This is a genomic window from Streptomyces sp. NPDC101225 (assembly GCF_044767585.1).
Classification (GTDB): Bacteria; Actinomycetota; Actinomycetes; order Streptomycetales; family Streptomycetaceae; genus Streptomyces.
The window spans coordinates 152,277-168,429 of sequence record NZ_JBIWOE010000001.1 but is presented as its reverse complement, the minus strand read 5'-3'; the positions used below and the strand labels follow the sequence as shown (position 1 = coordinate 168,429).

Annotated in this window: 19 protein-coding genes; 4 read left to right on the top strand and 15 right to left on the bottom strand. The window is 73.3% G+C overall.

Annotated elements, in window-relative coordinates; genetic code table 11:
- Positions 1-156 precede the first annotated feature (156 nt).
- From ACIRPX_RS00760 to ACIRPX_RS00735, 6 genes are all read right to left on the bottom strand, one after another.
- Complete coding sequence (locus ACIRPX_RS00760) at positions 157-1,173, bottom strand: asparaginase (RefSeq protein ID WP_404187092.1); 1,017 nt, start codon at positions 1,171-1,173, stop codon at positions 157-159.
- A gap of 201 nt (positions 1,174-1,374) precedes the next feature.
- Positions 1,375-2,052, bottom strand: coding sequence for a FadR/GntR family transcriptional regulator (locus ACIRPX_RS00755; RefSeq protein ID WP_404187091.1), 678 nt, complete (start codon positions 2,050-2,052; stop codon positions 1,375-1,377).
- 299 nt (positions 2,053-2,351) lie between these two features.
- Positions 2,352-3,188 (bottom strand): undecaprenyl-diphosphate phosphatase, encoded by an 837-nt coding sequence (locus ACIRPX_RS00750; protein ID WP_404187090.1) that lies wholly within the window; start codon positions 3,186-3,188, stop codon positions 2,352-2,354.
- A 199-nt stretch (positions 3,189-3,387) separates the two neighbouring features.
- Positions 3,388-3,762 (bottom strand): DUF190 domain-containing protein, encoded by a 375-nt coding sequence (locus tag ACIRPX_RS00745; protein WP_404187089.1) that lies wholly within the window; start codon positions 3,760-3,762, stop codon positions 3,388-3,390.
- Positions 3,759-3,995, bottom strand: coding sequence for a hypothetical protein (locus tag ACIRPX_RS00740; RefSeq protein ID WP_404187088.1), 237 nt, complete (start codon positions 3,993-3,995; stop codon positions 3,759-3,761). Before ACIRPX_RS00740 ends, ACIRPX_RS00745 begins: the two co-directional genes overlap by 4 nt.
- Before the next feature lie 170 nt (positions 3,996-4,165).
- Positions 4,166-5,128, bottom strand: a complete 963-nt coding sequence (locus tag ACIRPX_RS00735) for an SMP-30/gluconolactonase/LRE family protein (RefSeq protein ID WP_404187087.1) — start codon at positions 5,126-5,128, stop codon at positions 4,166-4,168.
- Positions 5,129-5,283: 155 nt separating this feature from the next.
- Here ACIRPX_RS00735 and ACIRPX_RS00730 point away from each other — a divergent pair, with 155 nt between their 5' ends.
- The 3 genes from ACIRPX_RS00730 to ACIRPX_RS00720 all read left to right on the top strand — a co-directional run bounded on the left by ACIRPX_RS00730 (position 5,284) and on the right by ACIRPX_RS00720 (position 7,448).
- Positions 5,284-6,180 carry a ribonuclease BN gene (locus ACIRPX_RS00730; RefSeq protein WP_404187086.1) on the top strand — a complete coding sequence of 299 codons (897 nt, stop codon included), beginning with the start codon at positions 5,284-5,286 and terminating at the stop codon, positions 6,178-6,180.
- A 427-nt stretch (positions 6,181-6,607) separates the two neighbouring features.
- The gene (locus tag ACIRPX_RS00725; RefSeq protein WP_404187085.1) at positions 6,608-6,958 is read left to right on the top strand and encodes a VOC family protein; all 351 of its coding nucleotides are present in this window, start codon (positions 6,608-6,610) and stop codon (positions 6,956-6,958) included.
- 76 nt (positions 6,959-7,034) lie between these two features.
- The gene (locus ACIRPX_RS00720; RefSeq protein WP_404187084.1) at positions 7,035-7,448 is read left to right on the top strand and encodes a MarR family winged helix-turn-helix transcriptional regulator; all 414 of its coding nucleotides are present in this window, start codon (positions 7,035-7,037) and stop codon (positions 7,446-7,448) included.
- Positions 7,449-7,503: 55 nt separating this feature from the next.
- Here the strand turns inward: ACIRPX_RS00720 and ACIRPX_RS00715 are convergent, their stop codons facing one another.
- Together ACIRPX_RS00715 and ACIRPX_RS00710 are read right to left on the bottom strand one after the other, a co-directional pair.
- The gene (locus tag ACIRPX_RS00715; RefSeq protein WP_404187083.1) at positions 7,504-8,268 is read right to left on the bottom strand and encodes an alpha/beta hydrolase; all 765 of its coding nucleotides are present in this window, start codon (positions 8,266-8,268) and stop codon (positions 7,504-7,506) included.
- 211 nt (positions 8,269-8,479) lie between these two features.
- Positions 8,480-9,076 (bottom strand): TetR/AcrR family transcriptional regulator, encoded by a 597-nt coding sequence (locus ACIRPX_RS00710; RefSeq protein WP_404187082.1) that lies wholly within the window; start codon positions 9,074-9,076, stop codon positions 8,480-8,482.
- Between the two features lie 100 nt (positions 9,077-9,176).
- Between ACIRPX_RS00710 and ACIRPX_RS00705 the strand changes: the two genes are divergently transcribed.
- Positions 9,177-10,094, top strand: a complete 918-nt coding sequence (locus ACIRPX_RS00705; protein ID WP_404187081.1) for an oxidoreductase — start codon at positions 9,177-9,179, stop codon at positions 10,092-10,094.
- Between the two features lie 152 nt (positions 10,095-10,246).
- Here the strand turns inward: ACIRPX_RS00705 and ACIRPX_RS00700 are convergent, their stop codons facing one another.
- The 7 genes from ACIRPX_RS00700 to gndA all read right to left on the bottom strand — a co-directional run bounded on the left by ACIRPX_RS00700 (position 10,247) and on the right by gndA (position 16,148).
- Entirely contained in the window at positions 10,247-10,660 is a 414-nt protein-coding gene (locus tag ACIRPX_RS00700; RefSeq protein ID WP_404187080.1) for a nitroreductase family deazaflavin-dependent oxidoreductase, read from the bottom strand.
- A gap of 241 nt (positions 10,661-10,901) precedes the next feature.
- Positions 10,902-11,336, bottom strand: a complete 435-nt coding sequence (locus ACIRPX_RS00695; protein WP_404187079.1) for a VOC family protein — start codon at positions 11,334-11,336, stop codon at positions 10,902-10,904.
- A 278-nt stretch (positions 11,337-11,614) separates the two neighbouring features.
- Positions 11,615-12,016, bottom strand: a complete 402-nt coding sequence (locus tag ACIRPX_RS00690; protein ID WP_404187078.1) for an SseB family protein — start codon at positions 12,014-12,016, stop codon at positions 11,615-11,617.
- Between the two features lie 240 nt (positions 12,017-12,256).
- Positions 12,257-12,805, bottom strand: a complete 549-nt coding sequence (locus ACIRPX_RS00685) for a cysteine hydrolase family protein (protein ID WP_404187077.1) — start codon at positions 12,803-12,805, stop codon at positions 12,257-12,259.
- Positions 12,802-14,301, bottom strand: a complete 1,500-nt coding sequence (locus ACIRPX_RS00680; protein WP_404187076.1) for a purine-cytosine permease family protein — start codon at positions 14,299-14,301, stop codon at positions 12,802-12,804. The genes ACIRPX_RS00685 and ACIRPX_RS00680 overlap by 4 nt, the downstream gene beginning before the upstream one ends.
- Positions 14,302-14,373: 72 nt before the next feature.
- Positions 14,374-14,658, bottom strand: a complete 285-nt coding sequence (locus tag ACIRPX_RS00675) for a hypothetical protein (protein WP_404187075.1) — start codon at positions 14,656-14,658, stop codon at positions 14,374-14,376.
- Positions 14,659-14,708: 50 nt separating this feature from the next.
- Complete coding sequence (gene gndA / locus ACIRPX_RS00670; RefSeq protein ID WP_404187074.1) at positions 14,709-16,148, bottom strand: NADP-dependent phosphogluconate dehydrogenase; 1,440 nt, start codon at positions 16,146-16,148, stop codon at positions 14,709-14,711.
- Positions 16,149-16,153: the final 5 nt, after the last annotated feature.

The following is a 16,153-nucleotide window of genomic DNA, read 5'->3' as shown; positions in this document are numbered from 1 at the left end:
CGGGGAGCCGCGTGACCGGGGCGGAGGAGCAGGCGAGCGGCGGCCCGCGGCCCGCGAGGACCTGAGCACCCCTTCCTGGGACGCGGGGAACTGCGCGACCGGCCGCGAGAGGCCCGCGGCCGCGACCGGCCCGCAGTCCTCGTCGGAATCGGGGAACTACGCGCAGGCGGACAGCGCAACCGGGTCCAGGGCACGCACCGCACGCACGCGCCCCACCGGCCGACCACCACCGAGCAGGGGCTCCCCCGCGAAGTCCACGAGCAGCGAAGGGTCCACGCCCGCGCGCGCGAGCGCCGCCGCGGCGACGGGAATCCGTGCCCGGCCGGCCCCGTCCGCGATCTTCACGGCGACGGCCCGCCCGTCGGGGAGCGCGGCGACCTGGACGCCCTCGAAGCCGTCCTTGGCCAGCAGCCCCGGAACGGCGCGCATCAGCTCGGCCACGTCACGCCCCGCACCGGACGCCATCTCGGGGTGCTCACGCATGGCGTCGGCGACCCGCGCCTCGGGCGTACCGTCCGCCGCGGCGGTGATGCGGGCGCCCGCGCGCGCGAGCCCGTGCAGCGACACGCAGAACAGCGGGGCCCCGCACCCGTCGACGGTCACCCGCGCGACGCGCTGCCCGGTGAGGTCCTCGACGGTCTCCGCGATCGTCCGCTGGAGCGGGTGCGCGGGGTCGAGGTAGCCGTCCGGGGACCAGCCGTTGAGCGCGCAGGTGTAGAGCATCGCCGCGTGCTTGCCGGAGCAGTTCTGGGCGAGCCGGGAGGGTGTACGCCCGTCCCGTACCCAGGTGTCCCGGACGGCCGGGTCGAACGGCATGTCCGGCACGTTGCCCAGGTGGTCCTCGGTGAGCCCGGCGAGCTCCAGGATGCGCCGGGCGCCGGCGAGGTGGCGTTCCTCGCCGGAGTGGCTGGCCGCGGCGAGGGAGAGGAGCTCCCCGTCGAGCGGGAGCCCCGCCCGCACCATGGCGACCGCCTGGACGGGCTTGAGGGCCGAGCGGGGGTAGAAGGCGGCCTCGATGTCTCCGATCTGGAGCTGGACCGTGCCGTCGGCGCCGAGGACGACGACGGAGCCGTAGTGGAGGCCCTCGACGACCCCGCCGCGTATCAGGTGGGCGACGGGTGCGTGGAGGGGCTCGCGGATCAGGGGTGCGTCCGCGACGGTGCTGCTGAACATCACTGCCTCTTGTCGGGGAGCGGCGCGAGGGTCATGCGCCGGTTCCGGTCGTGGATGGGGTCTCGGTGGACGGGTGCGCGACGCGCCGGCGGATGGCGATCGTGTGGACGTGCCGGGACTTCCCGGACCTGCTCCGACCGGCGTCGACGGCGTCGACGTGAGGGGCGGGGGCGCGCGTCCCGTCCTCGAGGTGCTGCTCGCTCACGCCTCCGGTCCGCCTTCCGTGGCGCTGTCCGTGCGCGCCGGGCGCACGATGTCGGTGAGGCTCGTCCTGACGCGGTCGAGGTGGTGGGCCATGGCCTCCTCGGCGTCGGCTCCGGAGCCGTCGGTCAGCGCCTCGACGATCGCCCGGTGCTCGCGGTTGGACTGCTCGCGGCGCCCGCCCAGCTCGTTGAGGAAGGCCGACTGGCGTGCCAGCGCGTCCCGGATCTCCTCGATCACCCGGCGGAAGACGGGGTTCTGCGAGGCCTGCGCGACGGCCAGGTGGAACAGCGTGTCGAGGGCGACCCACGAGGTGGTGTCGGTCTCCCGCTCCATGCGCTCCAGCAGGTGCGCCAGGTGGTCGAGGTCCTCGGCGGTGCGGCGCGCGGCCGCGTAGCCCGCCACCGGGATCTCGACGTGCCGGCGCACCTCCAGCAGGTCGCTGGCCGCGTAGTCGCCGAAGGTGGGGTCCTCCACCGTATGGGCGACGACGAACGTGCCCTTGCCCGTCCGGGAGACGGTCAGGCCCATCGTCTGCAGGGCCCTGAGGGCCTCCCGCAGGACGGGACGGCTCACCTCCAGGGTGCGGCAGAGCTCGGCCTCCGAGGGCAGCTTGTCCCCCACCGCGTACTCGCCGCGTTCCACGGCGGCGCGCAGGTGCCCGAGCACCGCTTCCATGGCACTGACACGCCGGGGGCCCCGACTGGCTGTCTGGCTGTCTGACAGGTTCACGGGAGCGATCCTGCGGGTGACGGGCGCCGGCTGTCAAGCGGCCGGCGTCAGGAAGCGCGAAGGGCCGGCGGCAGGGGCTCAGCGCGCCCGGGCCCCGCAGCCCCAGCCGCCGGCCGCCGGCGCTGATCCCGGCAGATCCGACGAGCGTCCGGGGCGGGGGCGGCCGGGGGGCGGGGGGGGGGGGGCGGGGGGGGGGCGCGCCCCCCCCCCCCCCCCCACGCCCCGGGGTGCGCGAAGGGCCGCCGTCAGGTGCTCAGCGCGCCCGTGCCCAGCAGACCCAGCAGCAGGACGCCGACGATGATCCGGTAGACCACGAAGGCGTTGAAGGAGTGCTTGGCGACGAACTTCAGCAGCCAGGCGATGGAGGCGTAGGCGACGATGAAGGACACGACCGTGCCGACGATCAGCGGAGCGGCACCCACTCCCGTCCCCAGGGCGTCCTTGAGCTCGTACAGGCCGGCGCCGGTCAGGGCCGGGATGCCGAGGAAGAACGACAGCCGGGTGGCCGCCACCCGGTCCAGGTCCAGGATCAGCGCGGTGGACATCGTCGCACCGGAGCGGGAGAAGCCCGGGAAGAGCAGCGCCAGGATCTGCGAAGAGCCCACCAGCATCGCGTCCTTGAAGGTGGTGTCGTCCTCACCGCGCTTGTGCCGGCCCATCTGGTCGGCCGCCCACATCACGCCCGACCCCACGATCAGCGAGGCCGCCACCACCCACAGCGAGGCCAGCGGCCCCTCGATCAGCGGCTTGGCCGCCAGACCCACGATCACGATCGGGATCGTGGCGTAGATGACCCACCAGGCGAACTTGTAGTCGTGGTGGTAGCGCTCCTCCTTGTCGGCGAGGCCCCGGCCCCAGGCGGAGACGATCCGCACGATGTCCTTGAAGAAGTACACGAGCACGGCGGCGATCGCACCGACCTGGATGACGGCGGAGAAGCCGACCACGGCGTCGTCGTCCACGGGGATGCCCATCAGCCCCTCGGTGATCTTCAGATGCCCGGTCGAGGACACGGGCAGGAACTCGGTCACCCCCTCGACGACGCCGAGGACGACGGCCTGACCGATGCTGATGGCACTCATGTGATCCAGTTCTGAGGAGGTGGGTCGACAGTGTTGTGGACAGTCTTACTACGGGCGGGTGGGCGGTCTTACCGCGGGCCGGGGAAGAGCCGGCCGCGCACCCCCACAGGCCCTGGGCGATCGACACCCCGGCGGACGCCGCACCGGTCGGTGGGGCGGCGCGGCGAGGCGCCCCCGGCGACCAGCGGCCGGTTCACCACTACTTCTTACCCTTCGTGTCCGCGCGGCCGGGACCCGCTTCGCCGCCGACGTACCGGATGACCTCGCAGTCGTCCAGGATGACGAGACCCGAGCCGACGAGTTCGTCGAGCTGCGGGAGGAAGGCACGGACGCGTTCCTCGGTGTCGACGATCACGATCGCGACCGGCAGGTCCTCGCTCATGGACAGCAGCCGGGAGGTGTGGATCAGCGAGGAGGCGCCGAAGCCCTCGATGCCGCGGAAGACGCTGGCGCCGGCCAGTCCGGTTGCGTGCGCGCGGTGCACGATCTCGGAGTAGAGCGGCTTGTGGTGCCAGGTGTCGTTCTCGCCGATGAAGACGGTCACGCGCAGGGCACTGCCGGTCAGCCTGGTCATGGCTGCCTCCACTTCAGGACGCGGCGGACCGCGGTCGTCGCGCGCCACACCGCCGTGAGGGCCGCGAGCAGGGTCGCGGCGAGGTGGGCCGGCCCGGTGCCGGGGCGGGCGCCGCCGACGAGCCGGTGGATGTCGGCGGCGCAGGCGGAGAGGGGCTCGGAGCCGCCCGGCGCGCCGCTGCCGGAGAACGGGCCCGCCATGCGGTGGGCGGCGCGGACGCCGGTGATGATCACGTCGTACCTCTCCTACTCGCCGTGGCCCTGGAGGTGCGGGCGCCGTGGTTCGGCAAAGTAGGGACCGTTGGCGGCACCACCGCCGCGGTTCGGGTACGGCGGGCCCCACCACCGCGCCGCGAGGGGTGCTCACGGCCGGGGAACAGGGTATCGCCCGGGGCGCGCCGGGGTCACTTCGGCAGCGGCGGCTCGCACACCGCGATGCCCCGCTCCCACACGCTGCCCAGGATCAGGTGGCCGGCGGCCTCGCAGACGCTGGTCACCATGCGGTAGCCGGAGCGGCGGCGGACGAGGTGGTGCACGATCCCGCCCAGGTCGTCCACCGCGAGGACGCCGGCCATGCCGGTGGGGCGGTAGGGGGCGCGGACGGCGATCCGGGCGGCGGCGCCGCGGACGGCCGGGGCGGCGCGGTGCAGCAGGTCGAGCGGCGGGACACGGGGGCCGGCCAGCGACACCCAGATCGGGCCGTCCGGCGTGCCGCGCCAGATGTTGTCCGGCATGCCCGGGAGATCCTCGGCGAAGGGCTCGCTCCTGCCCGCTTCGGGGCCGGTGAGCCAGTAGCGGGTGAGGCGGCAGGCGCCCGTCTCGGCGACGACCAGGAAGGACTCGTCCGCGCTGAGCGCGAGGCCGTTGGCGAACTGGAGCCCTTCGAGCAGCACTTCCGGGGTCTCGCTGCCGGGGGCCAGGCGCAGCAGCCGGCCGGTTCCGGTGTGCGCGACGATGTCGCCGATCCACCGGTCCAGGGGGTAGACCTGGCTGGAGACGGTGAAGCAGAAGCTCCCGTCGGCCAGCGCGACGACGTTGCTGCAGAACCGCAGCCGCTCCCCCGCCACCGAGTCGGCGAGGATGCGGACGATGCCCTCGCGCAGGTCGACGCGCAGCAGCCCGAGTTCGGCGTCGCACACCAACAGGGCGTCGTCGGCGAGGAGTTCGAGGCCGAGCGGGCGGCCGCCGGTCTCGGCGAGCACCTCGACGCGGGCGGCTGCAGGCTCCGCCAGGCCATCGACGCGCAGGATGCGGCCGTCCTCCACGCCGGTCAGCACACGGCCGCGGGAGTCCGCGACGACGTCCTCCGGGCCGCGGCCGCCGATGGCCACGTACCGGAGCGGGACGAGTTCACTGGGACGGTCCATGAAAACCTCCTCGTCGAGGTCGGGACGGTTCATGCTGGCATGTAGGGGCACTGCCGCCGGGTGCCGTGTCACTCGTTCAGGTTTACCTGGAGGCATTCCTGGCCACTCTGCACACCACCACGGGTGGCCCCGGGCCGGAGGAAGGGGTGGTCCTCATGTCACGGTGGGCCGCGTGGCACCGGCTGGGACTCGCCGAACTGCACCGCCGCGGTTCCGAGCTGGAGTTGCTGCACCGGGCGATGGGGTTCGCGACGCTCGCCCTGGTCACGCTGGCACCGCTGCTGATCGTGGTCGCCGCCGCGGATCCCTTCGGGCACGGCGGGTTCGCGCTGTGGCTGGTGGACGGCATGGCGCTGTCCGGGAAGTCCGCCGCCGCGCTCGCCCATGTCTTCGGCCCGACCCGCGAGGTCATCAGCACCACCAGCGCGCTGAGCATGGCCCTGCTCGCGCTGTTCGGCATCTCCTTCGCCTCCAGCGTGCAGAACGGCTACGAGCGGATCTGGCAGGCCGCCTCCGTCCCCTGGCACCGCAACTGGCGGCAGGTGGTCTGGCTCGTCATGCTCATGGTCTACCTGTACGCCCAGGTGCAGACCCGCCATGTGCTGGAGGGCACGCCCCGCATCCTGCTCAGCATGGGTGTCGGGGTGCTGTTCTTCTGGTGGGGACCGCACTTCCTGCTCAGCCGCCAGGTGCCCTGGCGGTATCTGCTGCCGGGCGCGATCGCGACGATGGCGGGCCTGGTCGGCCTGCGCGGCTTCTCCTATCTGGTGTTCACCCCGCTCCTGGTCACCAACGCGATCAGCTACGGCCCGGTCGGCACGGTCCTGGTCGTGGAGTCGTGGCTCGTCGGCGTCGGATTCGTCGTCTACGGGGGTGCGCTGCTGGGCAGGCTGGTGTGCGAGTGGCTCGGGCACGTCGATGTCCCCGGGAACACGCCCGAGCGGGCCGCACGGGAACCGGCGGACCGCGGTGGGCGCAGGCCGCCGCCGGACCGCGACGCGGGGCCGCGCCCCACGGACCGTGGTCCGGGATCGACCGCCATGCGCACCTAGGACGTGTTCCACAGTCCCGCCTGCCCGGCGGGCGGACGACGCCACTTCCGCAACACGCCCCGGGGCTGCGTCGTCGGTCACGGGCGTTCGTGCTCGCTGCTCCGAGGTGCCGCGCCGAGTGAAGACTCCACCGTCTCGTCCCCCTCCACCGGCCGGACCGCCGCGCTCCGTGTCCCCCCACTGTGCCGCACTCCGGGCCGCCGCGCGGCTCGTTCCACCGGCCTTGACCGGGAACGTACCGGCGCTTCCGCGCGGCGCGGGGTCCCACCGGCGCCCGGAGAAGGGGCACCGACCGGGCCGGGTGCCGATCGCCGAGGGGTGAGCGCGCCCAACCGGTCAGGATCCGAGAAGCCGCACCCCGCTCCCCCGGCCTAGCGTGAGGGCACCGACGAAATCCGTCGGCCCCCCTTCCGCCGAGGAGCATGCCATGACCGCCGGCCTCAAGACCGTCATCTACCCCGTCAAGGACCTCACCAGGGCGAAGGCGCTGTTCAGCGCACTGCTCGAGGTGGAGCCGTATGCCGACGAGCCGTACTACGTCGGCTTCAAGGACGCCGGCCAGGACGTGGGTCTCGACCCCAACGGGCACGCGAAGGGCATGACCGGCCCGGTGCCCTACTGGCACGTCTCCGACATCCGCGCGCGGCTGGCCGCGCTGGTGGACGCGGGCGCCGAGCTGATGCAGGACGTGCAGGACGTCGGCGGCGGCCGGCTGATCGCCTTCGTCAAGGACGCGGACGGCAACCTCGTCGGACTGCTCCAGGACCCCGCCTCCTGACACCACCGGCCATGCTGTATGCACCCGCATTGGTTGCGCCATCAACAAATGGCTGATTCGGTGTTACCGTGCGGGTATGGCAGTCAAGACGGCCGACGCCCGGCTCGAGGAGAAGTGGCGGGACATCCTCTCCGTGCACGCGCGCACGATGTGCGAGATCGATCGCGTCCTGCACCCGCGCGGCCTGGGCGCGAGCGACTTCGAGGTGCTCGACATCCTCGCCTCCGAGTCCCTCGGCGAGGGCGAGCACTGCCGGGTGCAGAACCTCGCCGGGCGGGTCCATCTCAGCCAGAGCGCGCTGTCCCGGCTCATCGGCCGCCTGGAGAAGGACGGGCTGGTGGAGCGTTCCGTCTGCGTGGAGGACCGGCGCGGGGTGTGGGTCGCGCTCACCGGCAAGGGGCGCGCCCTGCACGCCGAGGTGCAGCCGCTGCAGCGCGAGGTGCTGGCCCGGCTGCTGGGCGGCGGGGCCACGGATTCCTCCGGACGCTGAGCGTCGTGCGGTGCCGGGGGCCCGGTCGGCGACCGGGCCCCCGGCGCTTGCCGCATCAGACCTGTGACGCGACCGTCCGGCCGAGGTGCCGGGCGAAGAACCGCACCGCACTGTCGGCTTCGAACCTGGGCAGTTCCTTGTGCGCGCCCGCGTTGACGTGCAGCGACTTCTCCGTCGAGGCGAAGGCGTCGAACAGCGCGAGACCGGCGGCGCGCGGGATGTGCTCGTCGTCCCACTGCATGTCGAACTCGATCGGGACGGTGATCCGCTTCGCCGTCTCGGCCAGGACGTCGGGCCAGTGGAGTCCGAACACCGCGGCCGTGATCCGGGGTTCGGCCGCCACGAACGGCACTCCGATCGCGGTGGCCATGTTCAGGCCGTAGTAGCCGACCGGCCCGCCGGTGCCGATCTCCGGCAGTTCCTGGAGGGCGTCCAGGGTCGCCCGCCACTCGGGTACGGCGCGCTCGGCCAGCTCGGCGTTGTAGCGGACGACGATCGGGCCTTCCGGCTCGCCTGCCGCCCTGGCCGCGAACAGCGCGGCGATCTCCTGCTCGTCGTACGGCGTGCGCGGCCGGCCGCCGTGGCCGGGTGCGTCGATGACGGCGACGTGGAATCCGCCGTCCTGGACCAGGCGTTCGGCCCGGCCCACCATGGCCGGCCACTTCTTGTGGGTGCCACCGCCGTGGCCCATCAGGACCAGGGGCGCGCGGCCGGTGGCGGGTGCGGGCGACCAGAGGACGCCGGTGACCTCGCCGAGGGTGAAGTCGCGTACGAGGACGCCGTCCTTCTCCGCCTCGGCGGTGAAGTGCACTGCATACATGGGGAGTTGCCTTTCGGGAGGACCTTCTGTCGAGGCGCTCCCGGCGACTCCTGCGTCAGTCGCCGACCGTGATCCCCAGGGGGAGCACCCACACAGCTTCAGCGTTCATGGGTCTCACCTCCTCGGTCGGTGTCACGGCGATACGCACACTACCGGCCGTTCCGGCTCCCGCCCAACTCTTTTTCCCACCGGCGGACTTCACGCGCCGCGATCACGGCCGTACGCCGCGCAGGATGAACGCGACCACGTCGTCCAGGCCGTGCTCGTCCATCTCCTGGGGCAGCATGCCGGACACCGCGAGGTCGGCGTAGCCGTGCAGGGTGGCGAAGACGGGGAGGGCGACCTGCTCCAGGGATCCGTCCCGGACCTCTTTCCGGGCCTGCCCCTCGGCGACCATCTTCAGGACCAGGTCGGACCAGTGCCGCGTCGCCTCCAGCAGCGCGTCGGACGCCGACGGGTCGTGCTTGATGGAGTACATGAGGTCGAGCAGCGCGGCGTTGTCCCGGGCGAAGCCCACGTAGGCGCGGACCACGGCGTCGACCTGCTCCGTGATCTTCTCCGGGACACCGTCCTGCGAGGCCCCGAGGACGGCCGTCAGCCGCTCGAATCCGTTCAGCGCCAGCGCGTCCAGGAGGGCCTGCTTGTCCTTGAAGTGGCGGCTGGGCGCGGCATGGCTGACGCCGAGGTCGCGGGCGAGTTCGCGCAGCGACAGGGCGGCCGGCCCCTTCTCGCGGAGCGTCTCCTCGGCCCGGGTCAGCAGGGCGGCGCGCAGGTCTCCGTGGTGATAGCTGCGGGTGCGGGTGTGCATACGCGTCAGTGTATCGGTCATGTTTGTGCCGGCTACATTGTTGGCACCGTCACCATTGTTGTCATTGACAGCATTGTAGTCACCGCCTACATTGAGGGGCATGACCACACGAACCAGCACGTGGAACATCACCGACATCCCCGACCAGACCGGCCGCACCGCCGTGGTGACGGGCGCCAACAGCGGGCTCGGCATCGCCACCGTCGAGGCACTGGCCGGCGCGGGCGCGCACGTGGTGCTCGCCGTGCGCGACCCCCGGCGCGGCGAGGCCGCCGCCTCGGGCGTGCGCGGCAGCGTGGAGGTGCGCCGGCTCGACCTCGCCGACCTCGCCTCGGTGCGCGAGTTCGCCGCCGGCTGGCACGGCGGCCTGGATCTGCTCGTCAACAACGCCGGCGTCATGAACATCCCGGAGTCCGCCACCGAGGACGGCTTCGAGATGCAGTTCGGCACCAACCACCTGGGGCACTTCGCCCTGACGAACCTGCTGCTGCCCCACATCACCGACCGGGTGGTGACCGTGTCGTCCGGCGCGCACCGGATGCCGGGCAGCCCCCGCATCCACTTCGACAACCTCAACCTCGCCGGCGAGTACGCGCCCATGAAGGCCTACAGCCAGTCCAAGCTCGCCAACCTGCTCTTCACCCTCGAACTCCAGCGCAGGCTCGCCGAGTCGGGCTCGTCCGTACGCGCCCTGGCCGCGCACCCCGGCTACGCGGCCACCAACCTCCAGAGCCACGACGGCAGTTCACTGCGGCGCGCCCTCATGAAGGTCGGCAACCGAATCGTCGCCCAGGACAACAGGGCCGGTGCGCTGCCGACGTTGTACGCCGCCGTCCAGGACCTGCCCGGTGCGAGCTACGTCGGCCCGGACGGCCTCGGCGAGATGCGCGGCGCCCCGGCCCTGGTCGGCCGCTCGCGGGCGGCCAGCGACCCCGTCGCCGCCCGCCGGCTGTGGACCGCCTCCGAGGAGCTGACCGGCGTGACCTTCCCGGACCCGGCTCCGCTCGCGGCGGCGTGAGCCTGCCCCTGCCCGGCCCCCGGGGGGCGGCACGCGGGTGCGCAGGCGCACGGCGGACGGGACCGCCGGGAGCAACCCGCCCGCCACGCCGGAGATCCGTTCCGGGCGGACCGTCGCGGAGGGCCCGCGGGAACGGTGATCAGGTGCGGCGATCAGCCACGGCCGCGCAGCCGGAACACCGGATGGTCGGCCGGGTCAGGCAGCGCGCTCAGCACCGAGGAGACCGTGGGCATGCTGCCGTACTTCTCCCGGTACGCCGCCATGATCGGCGGGCGCTCGGCCGCCGGCACCTCCTCCGTGGTGAGGTCCTCGGTACGCCCGCGCACGGTCAGCCGGCACTCGGGCGAGGCGCGCAGGTTCAGCGCCCAGTCGCTCACGCCCCGGTAGGAGACCAGATAGCGCTCGCCGTCGTGGTCCAGGACGGCGACGGGCACCGTCCGCCAGCGCCCGCTGGTGCGCCCGCGCACCGACAGCTTGGACACCATGGAGCGTCCGAACAGCGGCGCGAGCCGGTTGCCGACGTGCTGCTGCATCCAGGGCGGCTTGAGATAGGTGCGTTCTGCCATCGGTGTCCACTCCTTCCGGCGGGACGGTTCGGCGTGCCGCGGCCACCGGGGCGCGCGGTCGCGCACCCTGTGGATCCTGCTCCGTGACGGCGCGGTCCACCAGTCCTGCGGGGCCGCGCGGACGGACGGGCTGCCCACGGAAACGGACGAACTCCCCTCACCGGGCGAGGCGCCGCACGCGGCGGCGCTCACGACCGCCCTCGTCCGCCCGGACGAGGGCACGCCTCGGCCGGGCCGGGCCTCAGGCGCCGCCGAAGTCGGGGATCGTGACCGAGCCGTCCTCGGCGAGCGGGAAGCCGGGGTTGCAGGCGACCTCCCAGGCATGGCCGTCCGGGTCGGTGAAGGCGCTGGAGAAGAAGCCGAGGGCGTTGACGGCCGCGGGCCTGGTGATGGTGCCGCCGGCCCGCTCCACGGCCGCGAGCAGTGCGTCGACCTCGGCATCGGTGCGCACGTTGTGTGCGAGGACCGTCCCGCCGAAGCCGCTCGCGGGCCCGGGCTCAAGACCGCAGTCCCGGGCGAGCCTGTCCCGGCCCCACAGGACCAGCCCCAGACCACCCGCCTGGAAGAAGACGGTCTCCTCGACCTCCTGGCCCCGCCAGCCCAGCGCCTCGTAGAAGCTCTTGGCGCGCGCCAGATCGGAGACGCCCAGCGTGATCAGTGTGATGCGCTGTTCCATGCGCTCACGGTACGCCGCCGCGGCGGGCGCGGGCCGGGGACGCGGACGCTCCGGGCGGGCGCGAGGGGGGCTGCGCGTGAATGCCACGATCCGCCATGCGCCGGGGAGCGGCGCGGGGACCGCGGCGGTCGTATCGTCGGGCGCGGCGACCGCGGGCGCCCACGATGAGCGGGGTCGGCGCCGTTCATCGCCCTGCCGCGCGAGAGCCGGGGGGCGGGAGCGGGAGAGACACCCGCCCCCTTCCCGGGCCCTTGACGTCGGGGCCCGTCAGGCGCTCGTCACGGCCGCGCGAGCAGCGTCCTCACGCCCTCGGACGTCAGCGTCAGCGGGTGCTCGGACCCGGCGTCTATGGTCAGCGACAGGTCGTCGGCCGGCCACTGCGAGGCGAGCGCGCCCAGCGGCACCAGACGGTAGCGGGAGACGTACGGCAGCAGCCCGGCCATCTCGCCCTCGGAGGTGAACACGGGCACCACCGGGTCGCCGCCCGGCTGCTCCAGGACGGGCAGCGCCACCGCGCCCGGGTCCGCGGCGTCCCCCTGGTTCGCGTCGTCGGGGACGGGGACGAGCACCTCGCTGCCGGCGAGCGTGTCCAGCGCCGTCGTGTCCTCGGTGTTCACGGCCAGCGCGTCCAGCGCCTGCCGGGCCGGTGTGGCGTTGTGGTCGTTGGCAGGTGTCTCCATGACAGATCCCCTGGTAGCGGCGGTGGTACAGGCCACCCGGGGCAAGATCGCCCTCGGGTACGGTCCTGCTCGCGTACCCGATCCGGACGAGCCCATTCCCCCTTTTTCAGAGCTTCGCAGCGGACACATGTCCGCGGTGGACGTCCCGGGGGATCGCCGGTGGAGATGTCCGGAAGGCCGCCGGTGTCACCGCTGAGGCGCCCTGCGGGCGGGGCCGGGCGGCGGCGTGCGGACCCGCGCTCACTCCCCCTCCCCCAGCAGCTCCGCCACGGAGGTCACGTGGATCAGGGGGCGGTACAGGTCCATGATCTGCAGCGCCCGTGCGTGCGAGTCGTCGTCCGCTCCCGCGCACGCGTCCGCGGCGACCAGGACCTCGGCTCCCGCGTCGGCGGCGGCCAGTGCCGTGGACAGCACGCAGCAGTCGGTGCTGACGCCCGCCAGGATCAGGCGGTTGTCGGGTCCGAGGAGGCGGGCCAGTTCCGGGGTCCACTTGCCGAAGGTCGTGGCATCGACGACATGCCGCGCGTGCGGCGCGAAACCGTCGGCCAGGGACCAGAGGCGGTCGTCCGGCGGCCGGCGGGCGAACGGCCACTGCGCGTAGTACGCGCGCCAGGCTCCCTCGGGTTTCGCCGGGGCCAGGAAGCGGGTGAAGGCGACCCGGTCGCCGAAGGCCGGCAGCAGCCGACGTACGCCTTCCGCCGCGTCGGCGAAGCGGGGAGCCGCCCAGGGGCTGGAGGGGTCGGCGAAGACGTGCTGCAGGTCGATGACGGCGAGCAGACCCGTCGTCATACGGCCGCCCCCGCGTCCGTGGGACTCGCCGCCCGCGTCTCCTGCGCGCGGACGCGGGGACGGCTCAGCACCAAGGTGCCGAGGAAGCCGAGGGCGAGGGCGGCGAGCACGCCGAGGTTGGCGTAGGCCCAGGCGCCGGACGGGCCGCCCAGGCCGAGCGGTCCGAGGAGGTAGCCCTGCCAGTCCAGCCAGCCCGCCGCCGAGTTGGTGACCAGGCCCCAGCCGAGCGCGGTGGCGGCGAGAGTGAGCAGCAGCGGGACGGGCGGTACGTCGCCGTAGCGGCCGGCCGGGCGGTAGAGGTCGGCCTCGTCGTAGTCGCCGCGGCGCAGCGCCAGGTCGGCGAGCAGGACGCCGCACCAGGCCGCGATGGGGACGCCGAGCGTGGTCAGGAAGCCCATGAACTGGCCGAGGAAGTCGTCGGCGAGGAAGACGATGTAGATCGAGCCGGCGATCATCAGCACGCCGTCGACGAACGCGGCGAGGTAGCGCGGAATCCTGATCCCCGCGGACAGCAGGGCGAGGCCGGAGGAGTAGATGTCGAGGACCGCTCCGCCCACCAGTCCTAGGACGGCGACCACGGCGAAGGGCACCAGGAACCACGTCGGCAGGATGGTGGTGAGGGCGCCGATCGGGTCGGCGGCGATCGCCGCGCTGAGCTTGGCCGAGGAGCCCGCCAGCAGCAGTCCGAAGACCAGCAGGAGCAGCGGGGCCAGGGACGCGCCGAACGTGGTCCAGCCGATCACGCCCCGGCCGGACGCGCCGCGCGGCAGATAGCGGGAGTAGTCCGCGGCGGCGTTGACCCAGCCGAGACCGAACCCGGTCATCATGAACACCAGCGCGCCGACGAACTCCTGGACGGAGCCCGACGGGAGGGAGCCGACGGTGCCCCAGTGGATGTGGTCGGCGACCAGCGCGACGTAGACGACGGTGAGCACGCCGGTGACGACCGTGATCACGGTCTGCAGCCGCATGATCAGGTCGAAGCCCATCACCCCGCCGACGACGGTCAGCGCGCCGACCAGGACCAGCGCCACCACCTTCGTCCCGGTGCCACCGCCCCAGCCGAGGCGGCCGAAGACGGTCGCGGTGGCCATGGTGGCGAGCGCGCACAGCACGGTCTCCCAGCCGACGGTCAGCACCCAGGAGACGACCGAGGGAAGCCGGTTGCCGCGCACGCCGTACGCCGCGCGGCTGAGGACCATCGTCGGCGCCGAGCCGCGCTTGCCGGCCACCGCGACGAAGCCGCAGAGCAGGAAGGAGAAGACGATGCCGATGACGCCCGCCGTCAGCGACTGGCGGAAGGAGGTGCCGAAGCCGAGCGCGAAGGAGCCGTAACTCAGCCCGAGCACGGACACGTTGGCCCCGAACCAGGGCCAGAACAGCGTCCGCGGGCTGCCCTTGCGCTCGGCGTCGGTGATGACGTCCAGGCCGTGCGTCTCCACCTGGAGCTGCCGCGCCGTGGGTCTGCTGACGGGGGTGTCCGGGGACTGCGCCATCGTCGACCTACCTGTCCAGGTGTGCTCCGCCGAAGCCCGAGGCCTGAAGCCTGGTCCGCGCCGGTCGGAGCGTCAAGAGCCACCAGGGTCGCCGGGGGCCCGGACGGGCGCGCACCGGGCATCAGCGGGCCGGCGTCGTCCTCGTCGCCGCAGCCGCCCGCGGCAGACCTCGGGGACCGGGCACCGGCGCCCGTGGTCCGCCGTGGTGCCGGCCCACCAGTGGTTCTCGGCGGAGCCGTCGCGGAAGGTCCGGCCCTGCATCTCGGTGACGAACCAGTGGGCGGCGCCGCCCTGTTCGAGGTGGCCCACCACGGCGGCGCCGGGCGGGCGGGTGGCGTGGCCGCCGGAGAGGGGCACGGCGCCGCGTCCGTCCGGACGGTGCCGGTCGCACGCGGTCCGGGAGCGGGTCAGGCGCTGGTCTCGTGGCGCTCCGGCGCGGCCCACTGGGTGTGGAAGACGCCGGGACGGTCGGTACGGCGGTAGGTGTGGGCGCCGAAGTAGTCCCGCTGGCCCTGCAGCAGAGCGGCGGGCAGCCGGCCGGCGCGCAGGGTGTCGTAGTGCGCGAGGGCGGCGGAGAAGGCCGGGACGGGGATGCCGCGGCGGGCGGCGGCGGCGACCGTCTCCCGCCAGGGCACCTGCGCGTCGGTGATCTCCATGGCGAACTCCATCTCGCCGAGCAGGCTCACCAGGTCGTGGTCGGCGGCGTAGGCGGCGCGGATGCGGTCGAGGAAGGAGGCGCGGATGATGCAGCCGCCGCGCCAGATCCGGGCGACGGTGCCGAGGTCGATCTTCCAGCCGTACTCGGCGGCCGCGTCCTGGATCATCTTCCAGCCCTGGTCGTAGGCGATCACCTTCGAGGCGTACAGGGCGTGCTCGACCTGCGAGGTGAACCGGTCGGCCTCGGTGCGGCTGAGCAGGGGGCGGGTGCCGCCGGGCAGGCCCGCGTAGGCGGCGCGCAGGTCGCGCTGGCCCGAGGCGGCGCGGGCGAAGGTGGCCTGGGCGATGGCGGTGACCGGGGAGGCGAGGTCCAGCGCGGTCTGCACGGTCCAGCGGCCGGTGCCCTTCTGGCCGGCGGCGTCCTCGACGACGTCGACGAAGGGCGCGCCGGTGTCCGGGTCGGTGTGGGCCAGCACCTCGGCGGTGATCTCGACCAGGTAGGAGCCGAGCCGGCCCCGGTTCCAGCGCCGGAAGACGTCCGCGATCTCGGCCGGGGTGTAGCCGCCGACCTGGCGCAGCAGGTCGTAGGCCTCGGCGATGAGCTGCATGTCGGCGTACTCGATGCCGTTGTGGACCATCTTCACGAAGTGCCCGGCGCCGTCGCTGCCGATGTGGGCGGCGCACGGCTCGCCGTCGACGTCGGCGCTGATCCGTTCGAACATCGGGCCGAGGACGTCGTACGCCTCGGCCGAACCGCCGACCATGATCGACGGCCCTTCGAGGGCGCCCTCCTCGCCGCCGGAGACGCCGGCGCCGACGAAGTGGATGCCCAGCTCGCGCAGGGCGGCCTCGCGGCGGCGGGTGTCGGCGAAGTGGGCGTTGCCGCCGTCGATGATCATGTCGCCGGGTTCGAGCAGCGCGGCGAACTCCTCGATGACCGCGTCGGTGGCCGGACCCGCCTGCACCATGATCATCAGGCGGCGGGGGCGCTCGAGGGCCGCCACGAACTCCTCGACCGTCTCCGCGGCGACGAACGCGCCCTCGTCGCCGTACACCTCCATCAGCGCGCGCGTGCGGCCCACCGTGCGGTTGTGGACGGCGACCGTATAGCCGTTGCGGGCGAAGTTGCGCGCCAGGTTGCGGCCCATCACGCCCAGGCCGGTCACGCCGATGGCTGCGGTTGCGTTCATGGTGT

What these genes read in the sequence shown, in the direction of transcription:
- ACIRPX_RS00715 (WP_404187083.1), bottom strand. Translation starts at nt 8,268, where the DNA reads ATGTATGCAGTGCACTTCACCGCCGAGGCGGAGAAGGACGGCGTCCTC.
- ACIRPX_RS00720 (WP_404187084.1), top strand. Translation starts at nt 7,035, where the DNA reads ATGGCAGTCAAGACGGCCGACGCCCGGCTCGAGGAGAAGTGGCGGGAC.
- ACIRPX_RS00735 (WP_404187087.1), bottom strand. Translation starts at nt 5,128, where the DNA reads ATGGACCGTCCCAGTGAACTCGTCCCGCTCCGGTACGTGGCCATCGGC.
- ACIRPX_RS00700 (WP_404187080.1), bottom strand. Translation starts at nt 10,660, where the DNA reads ATGGCAGAACGCACCTATCTCAAGCCGCCCTGGATGCAGCAGCACGTC.
- ACIRPX_RS00730 (WP_404187086.1), top strand. Translation starts at nt 5,284, where the DNA reads ATGTCACGGTGGGCCGCGTGGCACCGGCTGGGACTCGCCGAACTGCAC.
- ACIRPX_RS00680 (WP_404187076.1), bottom strand. Translation starts at nt 14,301, where the DNA reads ATGGCGCAGTCCCCGGACACCCCCGTCAGCAGACCCACGGCGCGGCAG.
- ACIRPX_RS00685 (WP_404187077.1), bottom strand. Translation starts at nt 12,805, where the DNA reads ATGACGACGGGTCTGCTCGCCGTCATCGACCTGCAGCACGTCTTCGCC.
- ACIRPX_RS00725 (WP_404187085.1), top strand. Translation starts at nt 6,608, where the DNA reads ATGACCGCCGGCCTCAAGACCGTCATCTACCCCGTCAAGGACCTCACC.
- ACIRPX_RS00695 (WP_404187079.1), bottom strand. Translation starts at nt 11,336, where the DNA reads ATGGAACAGCGCATCACACTGATCACGCTGGGCGTCTCCGATCTGGCG.
- gndA (WP_404187074.1), bottom strand. Translation starts at nt 16,148, where the DNA reads ATGAACGCAACCGCAGCCATCGGCGTGACCGGCCTGGGCGTGATGGGC.
- ACIRPX_RS00755 (WP_404187091.1), bottom strand. Translation starts at nt 2,052, where the DNA reads ATGGAAGCGGTGCTCGGGCACCTGCGCGCCGCCGTGGAACGCGGCGAG.
- ACIRPX_RS00760 (WP_404187092.1), bottom strand. Translation starts at nt 1,173, where the DNA reads ATGTTCAGCAGCACCGTCGCGGACGCACCCCTGATCCGCGAGCCCCTC.
- ACIRPX_RS00710 (WP_404187082.1), bottom strand. Translation starts at nt 9,076, where the DNA reads ATGCACACCCGCACCCGCAGCTATCACCACGGAGACCTGCGCGCCGCC.
- ACIRPX_RS00705 (WP_404187081.1), top strand. Translation starts at nt 9,177, where the DNA reads ATGACCACACGAACCAGCACGTGGAACATCACCGACATCCCCGACCAG.
- ACIRPX_RS00690 (WP_404187078.1), bottom strand. Translation starts at nt 12,016, where the DNA reads ATGGAGACACCTGCCAACGACCACAACGCCACACCGGCCCGGCAGGCG.
- ACIRPX_RS00745 (WP_404187089.1), bottom strand. Translation starts at nt 3,762, where the DNA reads ATGACCAGGCTGACCGGCAGTGCCCTGCGCGTGACCGTCTTCATCGGC.
- ACIRPX_RS00750 (WP_404187090.1), bottom strand. Translation starts at nt 3,188, where the DNA reads ATGAGTGCCATCAGCATCGGTCAGGCCGTCGTCCTCGGCGTCGTCGAG.